This window comes from Laspinema sp. D2d (assembly GCF_025370755.1).
Taxonomy (GTDB): domain Bacteria; phylum Cyanobacteriota; class Cyanobacteriia; order Cyanobacteriales; family Laspinemataceae; genus Laspinema.
Map to the genome: position 1 here is coordinate 17682 of NZ_JAMXFC010000024.1, position 12423 is coordinate 30104.

Genomic DNA, 12423 nt, shown 5'->3' on the forward strand with positions numbered 1-12423 from the left:
ATGATAGAACCACAACCCCGCAATCGCTGGAATTGGGGATTTACCCCAAGTGCAGAAAACTGGAACGGTCGTTTTGCGATGATCGGCTTTATTTCAGCGGTGATCCTTGAACTCACCACAGGTCAAGGTGTTCTGCACTTTCTAGGCATCATGTAATCGGGTTTAGGACTAACTGAGTCTGACCAGAAATTAAAAACTACCAGGGAGTTCTCACGGGAACCCCCTATTTTTTTTGGGCCGATCACTTGCCCATTTTGAATATCTGATGTTACCCTGATCGCACTTAGCAATACCCGAACTAGAGACGCGATCAATTATCGCGTCTCCCGGATTCAGTCCTGTCCCTTAGCGGATGTACTCTTTCAGAATGCTGTTGCGATTGGGATGACGCAATTTCCGTAATGCTTTCGCCTCTATTTGGCGAATCCGTTCGCGGGTCACATTAAAAATTTGACCAATTTCTTCTAACGTTTTCATCCGGCCATCATCTAACCCATACCGGAGGCGCAAAACATCTCGCTCCCGAGGACTTAGAGTATCCAGAACGCTTTCGAGGTCTTCACGTAATAGATTTTTCGATACCTGGTCTTCTGGAGTTTCCCCATCAGACTCAATAAAATCACCCAATCTGGAATCTTCTTCCTTACCAATCGGGGTTTCTAAAGAAATCGGTAACTGAGCAGATTTAGCAATAAATCTCAACTTTTCGATGGTCATTTCCATGCGAGTTGCGATTTCTTCTTCTGTCGGTTTACGCCCCATTTCTTGGGACAGAAGTTTGGTGGTTTTTTTAATCCGGGAGATCGTTTCATACAGATGAACCGGAAGACGAATAGTCCGGGATTGATCCGCGATCGCCCGGGTAATCGCCTGCCGAATCCACCAAGTTGCATAGGTGGAGAATTTATAACCCTTTTCGTGATCAAACTTTTCAGCAGCCCGGATTAAACCCAGACTCCCTTCTTGAATTAAATCTTGGAACGAAAGTCCCCGATTCATGTATTTTTTAGCGATCGACACCACGAGACGGAGGTTCGATTGCACCATTTTATCTTTAGCCCGTCTGCCGCAATGAAGTCGATGGCGAAATTGACCCAAGGTCATCTTCACTGCATCTGCCCACTCTGCATCGTAGGGTTCGCGATGTAAATGATCACACAGGTGTTCGCGAATCCGCTCTAATTCCAGCAAGTCGGCAATTTTGCGGGCGAGTTCAATTTCTTCATCGGCACGCAACAGTCTAATGCGACCGATTTCTTGCAAATAAAGCCGAATAGAGTCTTCCGTATAATGCTTCTTCTTAGGTTGTGCCCGACGACGAGTTGCTCGACCTTTTGTCGCTTTTCCGTCATCGTCTTCTGAGACCGCCTCTAAAAATTCATCGTCATCGATGGAGATGAGCGGTTCGTCATCCGTCTCAATTAATAATTCTAAATCATGCTGAGATTGACCGATGGATTGGATATCGGTGTTCTCAATAGGTGCCAGTACGTTATTAGCCTGGGTCATGCCGCGTTCCTCATGCTCTATCACGAAACAATCAACTAACAAATTTGTGTGATTGGGGGATGTGCTAACACCCAAGCCCATCACTGAGTTTTACCAACCTTGGACCTGTCAAAAGCGGATCATGACGCAACTGCCTTGGACTCCAAATCAAGAGACGATTGCCTCCGGCGAGAGAGAGCCCGTCGGTGATGATGGTCACCACGCGCCCCATTTTTTCTCTTCAGGAGATGAACGGATCCGATGGCTAGTCACTTCATGCCTCACTCAACTGCTGCTGATCAGGAAAGGGGGTTCGATACATCACTTACTAAACACACCTTCAGGGCTATTTAGAAGCGGAAATCAATCAAGATTCTCTGCGGTCCCGATAAGACCTTCCCGATTGTAGCCTTTTTCACAAAAATTGCACCTTGGTTTTCATTGTCGTTTGTTTCTGGGGTTCTCATGCCCCGAAATCAGGGGTATCCCGATCTCGCTGCGGGTTGACATGATAACCTTGATTTAGGCACTTTAACAAGGTTCGTCTTGTTTTAGAAGGCATCATGACTGAATCCCTATTCTCTTTTCGGTAAACGATTGCCATCCACTCAGACGGTTGTACTCATCTTCATTTCCGGGATGTTGCCCCTCAAGACTTCCAAATAATCTAAAAACTGTCACTGCACCCATTTTTACTTGATTTCCTTAAATTTACTCACATCCAAAGACTTAGCCGTTACTCAATTAGGCGGTCATTCAGCATTGATGAGTGGTCAGATTCGGTCAGACCCTGTTTCTTCATCACCCCCTAGTTGCTTGAAATTGTAGCAAACTGTTCAGTCATTGACGACTATTTTGAATGAAACAAGTCACAAAATCCATCTCTCCATCCAATCTGGATGGAACCGATGATTCAGAGGTGATCTCCTCTCAAATTATCAGGACTGGGACCGAGTGTTTTGCTTAGGGTAGATTCCCTCCCTACCGCCCATTGATTGGGCATAGTTTTGGTTTTTTGCTTTGCCCTTGCCACTCATGATTATTGAGAAGAAGTTGGACCCCTGCTGTTGCAATGGGATTAAAATTCGTTTCGACAGGAAATGATACAGGCATTTGTGGGAGTAACCCCTAATAGAGCTGACACCAACCGAATCTGAGGACACTTCGTTTTTCCCCCTTTGGGGAGTTGTGTTTACAGTGCCTCATGAAATGAGTTTTTTGGTGCAACCCCTGCCTTGTCCCAGGGTTAGGACAATTATAATCGAGTTGCCTGATTTTTTCAGACGATCAACAGTGAACTTCCGGGAAGGACGGTTATGCTTCCCTATCTCAAGGGGGTTGAAATTGCTCTGATGGCATTTTCAACTCCAATTGTTCCAGTGTACTGACCCTCCGTAAGTGGTTGTTATGGGTTGTCGTTCCATAATGACCGGGTTCAATGACGGTAGTTTACTGAGTTATTCTAATCAATCAACCCGAAAGTTGACAGGTTCAGATGAATCTTAAATTAACATTCCCCCATTTGCGAACGGATCGACATCTGTGCTTTTTTTTGTCGCGATCGGGATTGTTGTTCTTTTCATTCTCATTCTGACACATCTGGCTCGGTTGGGTTTGATAGGGAAGGGGTTTCTTGAACTTCCACCCAATAGATTGATGACTCAATCCCTTTTTTTGTGGCACTGATTACGCTGACGATCGCGATCGTCTCTTGACTTCAGTGCTGATCCATGTATTCTCTAGGACATTGATCGAGGTGAAGGAACCGATTATTCCTAGGGCAACGCTGGTTGCTAACCCCTTTGTTAAATTTTGTGAAACTTGTCGATTCCGCTAAAATTTACCGGGGATAGAGTGGACTGCACGACTGCCAGAGGCGATTAATTGTAACGAAATGATAACCCGCTCGCAATAACTCGGGAATTAATTCCTCGGCGATCGCCGCGACGTCCTCGCCACCGTGCCATCCATCATGCAAGACGATATGAGACCCGTTCTGAACCTGCTTCAACACGCGGTCCACCACCACGGATACCCCGGGTCTCCACCAGTCCTCTACGACCACACTCCACATGACGGGACGATAATTCCACTGGTGCAAATGGCGCAAGATTCCGGGGGTAAAGAACCCGTTGGGGGGTCGCACGTCCCGGATCTGGGTTTTGACCTGTTCGATATCTAAGTCACAGGCGTGAGCGATCGCCGCTTGGTTTTTCTCTAAGCTCTCCCGCAGTTGAGTCGGACTCAGACGCGGAAAGGAGCGATGTTCATATCCATGCAACCCGATCCAATGTCCCCGTTCATACACGGCTTTGGCGACCCAAGGCGATCGCTCCACACAAACCCCCAGCCAAAAAAAGCTGGCGATAATCCCGTAGCGGTCCAACACCTTGAGTAATTGTGGGGTGTATTCGGCATGGGGTCCATCATCAAAGGTCAAGGCGATCGCTGGTTCCGTATTCTTTCCCGACCAAAGACACTTAGGAAAGCTCGGTTGGAGAATTCTATAAACCAGCGGATATAAGGGCGCAAATCTCATGAGCAAATCTTGATTATTCTGGATCAAATTTAACCTTTGAGGCAAGTTTTATCCTGTACGAGCCTAAAATTATTTCCGCTCACAAATAGCTGCCTCTCCGGCCCTGAAAACTATACTCTAAAAATTCACTCCTTTACCCTATAATGATAAAAAAAATTTAATGATTTTGTAAAGAAACCATCAAGATTGTTTAAAGATAATCGCTTACCCCTAACCCAATGCTTAAAAAAATTAGGGATTGAGTTGGGCAAAACTACCTAAACTCAACCCCTTACTGAGCTCTATCTCAAGCGCTCAACTCTGTTCACCCAATCTCTTGTAAACAATCCCCCGGATTGAACCCTAGGGAAAAGCCCCCGGGAAAACTGACTTCGGTCCGATCGCTGGATGGACGATCCACAGACATTGCCAATAATTGAACCGGAGTATCCATCGCCCCTTTTACCCCATTCACCGACGCCCGTTGACGCTGAGTCCGCTGCTTTTGGGTGTATTCCACCTGCTTGGTTTGGGCGATCGCATAAGCTGGCGTGTCCCGAGGAATCTGTTTAAGAATCTCGTTCGCGCCGACAAAATCTTGCTTTCGCGCTCGTTGATAGGCTTCTTGCAACAGTGAATTCCCCTTAATCCGCTGCTTTTGGCGATATTCTCTAATCTTTTCTTGGACCTTAGAATAAGTCTGCGTACCCGAGGGAATCTTTTCAAGCAACTGAATAGCTGCCGTAAAATCTTTGGCGATCGCCGCTTGGTAAGCTTCCGTTAATAACCGATGGGCTTCGGCTTCGAGGCGGATCCGATAATTTTCTTCATACTCGGGAATTTTAGAAACTGCTTCCTCATAAGCCGGAGTCCCCGGGGGAATCTTTTTGAGTAATTCTAAGGCCCCCTTAAAATCTTTTTCTCGCCCCTTGGCGTAGGCGGCTTCTAACCATTCCGGTGTTTGGGGTGCAACTTGAGCGGTGGCTTCTTCCACCCAAGGAGCAATTTTATCTTGCCAATAAGCAATATTAGGAATTGAGGCGGCGGCTTGGATTGCTTCAACCCACTGCTGTTCCTGATAGGCTTTTTCCACTAAGGGGAATTGACTCTGGGCTTTTTCCCAGTCTACCCGCCAACGGTCGAGGTTCGTGCGAGCCTCACTATAAGCCTGACTAAAGTTGGGAATCGATTCCGCCAGAGAGATGGCTTTGTCATACTCCCCGCCATGATATTCTATAGTCGCCTGGGCTAAAAGTTTCGGCCCATCATCGGCGGTGGAAAAAGAGAACAGGGAAGTGAGGCCACCTGTAATGACCAGGGAATTGACTGCAAACCCACTCCACATTCCCAGAAGCAGAATATTAGAAGCCTTAACGCCGCTACCCTTTTTGGAGGGGATCGGTTGGGGTGGCAGTGAGGATTGAGCAATGATGGGATCTGGCGTCACATTCATTTCTGTAGACGAGATAGATTCCATTTGTAAAGGTTGATTAGGAACCGTCATCGCTTCAGGCGATGGGTCCATAGGGGAGATGGGGGAGATAGGGGAGACTCTATCCATCGCATCACGCTGTTGAAGAAGATCAACTGTTACCGCAGAGGTTTGGGGTACGGGAATTTGAGCCGCGATCGCAGCTTCTGCCTCGGAGATTGCGGCAGTATCCTGAGTTTCTGCTAGAGTCTCAGGGGTAGGGATGGGTTGAATTTCTATGGGTTGGAGATTGATTGGGTTCGACTCAGGACACTGTAGAAGCTGCAATTCTTTCAGGGCTTCTGTGGCAGACTGGTAACGATGTTTGCAGTGATAGCGCACCATTTTGCTTAACAGCGCAACCAACGCCGAACCCACTGGCGCGATCGCATCTGAATGCCAATCAATCTCTCCCGTGTGGGAGTTAACTTCTAAGTCTGCCGGATGTAGTCCGGTTAACGCTTGAATTGCAAGTAAGCCTAGGGCATATATATCACTGTTGGGACGGGAGTTTCCTGTGAGTTGTTCCGGGGGTAAATAGCCAAAGGTGGCGATCGGCAAGGCGATCGAAGCTTGTCGATATCCGGGGATATTTTGATCCCGAATCGGTTGGACACTGGCAAAATCTACGAGGGCGAATTTCCCGTCATCAGCCCGTTTAATTAATTTATCCGGGGCGATATTGCCATAAATAAACCCTTTCTGGTGGATGAAATGAAGAAGGGATAAGCCTTCTTTGAGAAACTCCAAACAGGCACTTTCACTCCAGCGCTTGCTACAGCGTTGGCCGATGGGGAGTAAGTTCCGGAGTTTAACTCCTTCAATCCATTCTTGAACTAAATAGGAAGAATCTGCTTCGGTGAAGCAGTGCAACAATCGGGGAATGCGATCGTGATTGCCCAGTTTTTTCAGGGTTTGGGCTTCAATCCCAAATAAGTGTTGCGCTGATTTGAGACAATGGGGATTGGGTGTGGCTAGATTAAGTTGCTTGACGAAACATTTAGGATGATCTGGGTTTTTTGTATCTTTAGCAATGTAGGTGTTACCGACCCCATCAGCATTTAAAACTTTAACAATTTGATAGCGATCGGCTAATAATGTTTCTAATAGGGGCATTGACGCGACTCTCTGCATAGAAAGAATTTCCACCTTGACCTTGAGTTTCACAGAGGTTTAAAATCAACCTGATCGCTTGGTTAGAGACCTCAACAATCCCTCTAACTCCCTGACACCAAATCGTTGTAGCTATTCGCTGGACCCTTTGGGCCCGTTAAATCGAGCCCGGTTCGATCAGATGTTGTCGGTCCGTTAGGCGATCGCTCTATGCCTTCGATGGGCGATGCACTACTCATCAGCGGTGAAACTGTTCACTGCCGAGGGACTGGGGTTTCTAGCCAAACTAGGAGCTTATTCCGGTATCAGTGCAAACAATGTTCAGCTTCTAGGTTTCTCTATCAGGAATATTGCCCATTATTTTTGAATGTCTCGAATTTTCTTTCGTTAACCGGGTTTTCCTCATTCGGGTATCCGATATAACATTAATTTCACCCAAGTCTCCATCCAGGGACTGGAGAAAAGGTCAGACTACACCTCGGTTTAACCGGAAGCTATTTCCTCAGAATCGGGTAGATAATCGCCCTTTTTTTATAGCTAAGTTGGTTTTTTGTTGACTGCAAAATCAGGCAAAAATATCGATATTTTTATAGGTTTTAAACCTTGAATATCTATACAGAGAAATTCAAAAATAATAGATAAAAATCAATGAATTTTTATTAAAGTTTGCTCCTGACTTTACCGAAATTTCATCTAGGTCTCAAATTCGGCCCTAGTCATGAGGGTATCCCTATACACAAAAAATTTTCCCCTCCAAAACTGGGGACTGATCCCAAATTCTGCACGAATATGAGACGGGTAGCAGAATTTCCAAAAGCCACCCGTGAATTCAACATTGATTCTTCTGCTTTCCACCTTAAGAATGTTGGGGGGATCCGATCATCGAATCAAAGCAAGAGGTTGATGCATCGGTTCCGGGATGAACCCACCGATAGGGTAGAACTCTACAAACAACTAGCAGGTTGTCCGGATAACCCGTATTTAGTGTGAAAGATATTAAATACTCAGTCTCTGTTTAAAAAAGTGAGTATAAATGTAGCAATGGCCGATCGCTTATCTTTTTTTTGGGGGCCTGTACCCCTGTCAGGTCCTGCCTTAAATTACAGGTTCTGCAAGTGCGTCTAACTGGGCTATGGGTTCAATTCAAAACCCCTAGAAATTCTGGGGTTAGTCTAAAAAAGTAAGATTAGGCGCTGATTGAACAGGCAAAATTTTACTCAGAAGCCAACAAATCTCAAAAAAATTAGTTATCAATTAAGATTTTTTGAGGGTACTAAAGCTTTGATTCTGGAAATAAACTTATCTTTGAGGGTTCAACTATCATGGCTTATTTTGTTTTTAGTCTTTTATTTATTCTCTTTACAATTGAAGTTTTAAATCCTAAAAAATCTAAAAAATCTTCCCATTCAAATCAGTCTCAACCTGGCTCTAATCACAATATCCAAGACCGAAAACCTAACTCAGAAGGAAATCATCCTAAAAACACCCAAAAATCTTCACCGGGAACCCCTCCTCCTAAATCCCGTGGATAGAGGTTCCACCTACACTTTCTGGCCTAAATCAGGGTAACTACATCGTTCCGTGGTGAGGTTCTTTATAGTCAACCTAATAACCCAGTCGTTCCATAGTAAGCTATGGGATGATTTTTTATTTGAGAATTTAGGAAGAGGGTTCAACCCGATGATTAAACCGAGAGATTGGGTGAATCTTCCTCAGTGCGTTCCCCCAAAATTGAGTAGATAATTGTCTCTTGCTGTTTACCCCGCAGATGAAGTTCAGTTACTTGAATCCCTTGATAGCGATCGCAAACGTAGCGATAAGTTTCTTCCGTGACCAAAAGGTGATACAAATTATGAGCAACAATCTCTTTATTTAAGGGTTCTACTCGCGCTGCCACATTCACCGTATCCCCGATCGCCGAATAATTAGCCCGTTGTTTGCCGCCGACACTTCCTGCAATCAGCGGACCTGTATGAATTCCCATTCCGATTTGAATCAACGGTTTCCCTTCTGCTTTCATCCGTTGATTGAGTTGTTTCAGTCGCGCATCCATTGCTAAACAAGCGGCGATCGCATTCTTAGCATCTGCCTGAATCTCCTCGGGAGTTTGACGAGGAAAAGGGAGACCAAATACCGCCATAATCGCATCCCCAATATATTTATCAATGACTCCCCCATGCTCCATAATACATTCGGACATCGCATCCAAATAATCATTGAGCCAAGCGAGTAAATCCCGGGGAGGTAAGGTTTCCGAGATGGTGGTAAAACTCCGAATATCCATGAATAAAACCGTAGCAATTAATTCTTGAGGCGGTAAATCTCCCTGGTCAAAAATTTCATCCCGACGGTCCCAAACAACCCGAGCCATTTCGGGAGAAATTTGTTTGGCAAAAAGCTGCATAAGCTGTTGTTTTTCGTAACGATCACGCAGTTGTACAATGATGCCCGCTAACAGCATTGTACCAATTGGTGCAGCAACGGGAATCCACCAATTTCCCCAAGTAAACGCAGCTAAAGCGAGGGCAAACCAAGCCAAAGGAAACCCTAATACCGCTGCTATTTGAAGTTGCGCTAATCCGAAGCGCATCAAACCGCGATCGCTCCACACCCAACTCATGGATAAACTAATCCCAATTAAAATCAGCCCGGTTATAACTGGGGGAAGCTGTTTTAAAAACCGTCTTTCTAACCCATTATCCAAAATTGCCGCATGGACATAGACTCCAGTAATTGGCTGAATTGGCGAAATTTTGCGATCAATCCCTGTGGCGACAAATCCGACTAACACCAATTGATTATCAAAAGTCTCGGGAGGAACGCGACCCTCGACTACATCCACGAAAGAATAAGTCGGGACTTGTTGTATTTTTCCCGGCCAATTGATCCAGACATTTTGAAAGTCAAACTCTGGATAAGGCTGAACAATAGCTTGGGGGGGAATTTGATTTAATAACGTCTCAGGGGTTTGATTTTCCGACACTTGAAGCATGGCTAAACTCAAGGTCGGCATTTGATTAAACCAAACCGTTCCCTGACGGCTAATGCCATCACTATCCGGTTCGTGAAGAATATGCCCGATCGCCGCTGCTGCCTCCTTTAAAATGGGTAAGGGTTCTTCTTCAGGACCGGCGCTGGCGAGAATTGTTCTACCATTGGCTTGAATGGCTTGCCCGAAAGACTCATCTTGAGGACTCGGATCCAAAAACAAAATATCAAAACCAATGGCTGTCAGGGAAGAAGTGTTAAGAGCATTCAGAAGTTCGACATAGCGATCGCGAGACCAGGGGAACTGTCCGTAATCTTGTAAACTCTTGCCATCAATGGCAATCACCGTAATCCGGGGATTCCATCTGAGTTCAGGACGAAGATTAAACAGTACCCCATATCCCAACCGTTCTAAGGGTTGCCATGCACCCCCTAACCCCATTGTCACAGAGATGAGTGCCGCGATCGCCCCGGGGAACAAAGGATGATGAGTTTTAACATAACTTTGTAGCCAATGTCGAAATCCCACTTGTAGGACCTAACCACTCTATAGAAAGGAATCCAGATTTGAGGAATTCGGATGATTTATTGAATGGGGATCGAATACACTCGCTCTCGGACTGCCGGTCCACGCACGACAAACCGAAGTCGTCGGGAGGCGGGTCTGGGTATCAACAGAGAGAAACTGCCATCGGGATTGGTAAACACAGGTTCACCATTGAGCAACAAAATATCTGGACTGTCAATTTTACCGTTAATCAGAACTCGATTGGAACCCCGGGGTTGGGTCACAAGTAATTCAAATTTGGAGTCCTCCGGAATGGGTTGGGGTGCAGTGGGAGCCAAACCGGGGGCGATCACCGTAAATTGACCGTTACCTACGAGGACTTCTTGTCCCAGTGCGCTGGCGCTGACACTCCCATCAATGGTCCGGACTCCTGTTTGACCGTTGGGTCCGACATCGACGCCAAAGGAGGTCCCGCGCACTCCGGCAACTCCGGTGGGTGTCCGCACTCTGAACGGGGAATCTCCGGTGCGGTCCTGGGTTAAGAGGGGGTTTTCGAGGGAGAAGGGGAGAGTCTTCATGGCGATCGCCGTTCCGGAAAGTTCGCTTACTAAATCTGGGGTTAACCGTCCTAGGGAAAATCTGACCTGTCCTTGGCGGACAAATAGATCGACATTGCCATCAGCAAGGCTTTCTATCTCAAACTCGCTGACTTCATCCACTTCTAGGCTGCCCCGAAAGTTGTCAAATCGCAAACGCGCGCTGGAGTTCTCCTCGGTAACCCAGGTGCCGATCGCCGGTTGGAAACAGTCGCCGACTTGAATAGCACGACCTTCAAAGGTGACGTTGCCTCGAAGGGATTCTACTCTCATCCCCCCGGCACAACCACTGCTAGTCTGTGCCAATACGTCGGCGCTTAGAGGGTCCTGATTTTGTGACAAGAGGGGGTCCAGGCGACTTTCCCCAACATTGAAGTTGTTCTCAGGGGAAGTGAATGGCCCTTCTTCTACAAACGAGAGACCTCCCTGGGGAAGGTCTCTATGGGTCTGGGTTTCCAAATGAACGTCAGGGGAGGTGTTCGCCATCACTGGAGTGGGAGTTACCGTCGCGATCGCCCCCCAGGATAATAAGATGGCTCGGAGAATCTGAGGTAAACCTAAAGCAGGGGTGGAAATATTATTCATCAGCTTCGATAAGTTTAGGGAAGTATTTTTAGAGCATATAGGCGCGATCAGCACCACAACCAAGACGAATTCAGATTCTTCAGAAGTTTCCTTCTGGATAGATTCATATCCAGCGATCGCTCAAGGTTGATGCTTCGGCCTCTTGATTAGAATATAGAGGCACCCCATCCTGAATCTCTATCAGGTTTCCAAGTTTAGAGCTGCCCCTCCGGAGCGATTTTCCCGAGTCTACTCGGCTGAGGTTTGGTCTGGAAATGGCTTCAAGTGCTGGCAGAACCTCCACTTGTGGATTCATTTCTTCTCTATCCTCAAAGGGACAAAACAGATCCTATTGACCCATGCCACTGGACAATTCCCTGAGAATTGCGCGATCGGAATTAATAATTCACGAAAATACGCTAGGGCGAAATCCCCTAGAGCTTTTGCGTTTTGGGCTTAATCATCCCTGCATTTACAAGCGTTGGTCGCATTGGACGGGTTTTTTAGCGGTTGACATCAACGGGATGGGAAAGGGCCGGATTTGACGGGGAGAACGATGGGTTCGGGGATTTTTGGAATGATAGACCTAGGATTGCACCCACCAAAATCATGCCATAGGCGAGGTAAAGATGGATCGGACTGAGTGACAAGCTCAATACAAATTTTGAGGGCTTGGTCGAACCCACGACGGGTTCGACGGGATTCCGTTCCGGTAAAGAAGCGGCTAAGGCGGCCCCATCTAATTCCAAGGCATCCCCAAGGCGACGGATAAACCCCCGAACGTAGATATCCTGGGGTAATTTCTCGATCAATCCCGTTTCCAGGGCGCGGATCTGATATTCAGGGACATGGGTGAGGTTGTAGAGTTCTTCCCGAGAGAGTCTTTGCTCTAGTCTGCGTTGTTCCAGTTCTTGACCCAGTTGCCGCAGGGACTCTTCCCAGAGGCGATCGAGGTTGAGTTCGGGTTGATCGCTAATCTCTTTTATGAATGAGTCAGTTTCTGTGGATCTGATTGCTGCACCATTCTCTAAACTCGTTCGACTCAGCAGCTTCTCGTCGTCTGCTGATTGGGGTCTGGACACTCTAGTAAAATCAAAGGCTAAATTCGATCCAGTCATTACGATTTTCTCCGTGCTTTAGGGAAACAGATTCTCATGTAGAAGTGTAAAGCGTCAAG

The 12423-nt window shown here is 46.6% G+C and carries 8 protein-coding genes; 2 read left to right on the forward strand and 6 right to left on the reverse strand.

Features of this window, described 5'->3' with window-relative positions:
* Window positions 1-156, forward strand: coding sequence for a chlorophyll A-B binding protein (locus NG796_RS16420; RefSeq protein WP_263012230.1), 156 nt, complete (start codon window positions 1-3; stop codon window positions 154-156).
* A gap of 189 nt (window positions 157-345) precedes the next feature.
* Here the strand turns inward: NG796_RS16420 and rpoD are convergent, their stop codons facing one another.
* The 3 genes from rpoD to NG796_RS16435 all read right to left on the reverse strand — a co-directional run bounded on the left by rpoD (window position 346) and on the right by NG796_RS16435 (window position 6593).
* Window positions 346-1509, reverse strand: a complete 1164-nt coding sequence (gene rpoD / locus NG796_RS16425; RefSeq protein ID WP_261207919.1) for an RNA polymerase sigma factor RpoD — start codon at window positions 1507-1509, stop codon at window positions 346-348.
* Between the two features lie 1819 nt (window positions 1510-3328).
* Complete coding sequence (locus tag NG796_RS16430) at window positions 3329-4027, reverse strand: polysaccharide deacetylase family protein (RefSeq protein ID WP_261207921.1); 699 nt, start codon at window positions 4025-4027, stop codon at window positions 3329-3331.
* A gap of 304 nt (window positions 4028-4331) precedes the next feature.
* Window positions 4332-6593, reverse strand: coding sequence for a serine/threonine protein kinase (locus NG796_RS16435; protein ID WP_261207922.1), 2262 nt, complete (start codon window positions 6591-6593; stop codon window positions 4332-4334).
* A 1319-nt stretch (window positions 6594-7912) separates the two neighbouring features.
* Between NG796_RS16435 and NG796_RS16440 the strand changes: the two genes are divergently transcribed.
* The gene (locus NG796_RS16440; RefSeq protein ID WP_261207924.1) at window positions 7913-8122 is read left to right on the forward strand and encodes a hypothetical protein; all 210 of its coding nucleotides are present in this window, start codon (window positions 7913-7915) and stop codon (window positions 8120-8122) included.
* A gap of 152 nt (window positions 8123-8274) precedes the next feature.
* Here the strand turns inward: NG796_RS16440 and NG796_RS16445 are convergent, their stop codons facing one another.
* From NG796_RS16445 to NG796_RS16455, 3 genes are all read right to left on the reverse strand, one after another.
* Window positions 8275-10107 carry a CHASE2 domain-containing protein gene (locus tag NG796_RS16445; RefSeq protein ID WP_261207925.1) on the reverse strand — a complete coding sequence of 611 codons (1833 nt, stop codon included), beginning with the start codon at window positions 10105-10107 and terminating at the stop codon, window positions 8275-8277.
* 56 nt (window positions 10108-10163) lie between these two features.
* On the reverse strand, window positions 10164-11267 hold the full coding sequence (locus tag NG796_RS16450; RefSeq protein ID WP_261207926.1) for a FecR family protein: 1104 nt from the start codon (window positions 11265-11267) through the stop codon (window positions 10164-10166).
* Window positions 11268-11749: 482 nt separating this feature from the next.
* Entirely contained in the window at window positions 11750-12364 is a 615-nt protein-coding gene (locus tag NG796_RS16455) for a helix-turn-helix domain-containing protein (RefSeq protein WP_261207927.1), read from the reverse strand.
* Window positions 12365-12423: the final 59 nt, after the last annotated feature.

Excerpts from the sequence above, each read along its gene's own strand:
- NG796_RS16435 (WP_261207922.1), bottom strand. The coding sequence starts at position 6,593 with ATGCCCCTATTAGAAACATTATTAGCCGATCGCTATCAAATTGTTAAA.
- NG796_RS16430 (WP_261207921.1), bottom strand. The coding sequence starts at position 4,027 with ATGAGATTTGCGCCCTTATATCCGCTGGTTTATAGAATTCTCCAACCG.
- NG796_RS16420 (WP_263012230.1), top strand. The coding sequence starts at position 1 with ATGATAGAACCACAACCCCGCAATCGCTGGAATTGGGGATTTACCCCA.
- rpoD (WP_261207919.1), bottom strand. The coding sequence starts at position 1,509 with ATGACCCAGGCTAATAACGTACTGGCACCTATTGAGAACACCGATATC.
- NG796_RS16440 (WP_261207924.1), top strand. The coding sequence starts at position 7,913 with ATGGCTTATTTTGTTTTTAGTCTTTTATTTATTCTCTTTACAATTGAA.
- NG796_RS16450 (WP_261207926.1), bottom strand. The coding sequence starts at position 11,267 with ATGAATAATATTTCCACCCCTGCTTTAGGTTTACCTCAGATTCTCCGA.
- NG796_RS16455 (WP_261207927.1), bottom strand. The coding sequence starts at position 12,364 with ATGACTGGATCGAATTTAGCCTTTGATTTTACTAGAGTGTCCAGACCC.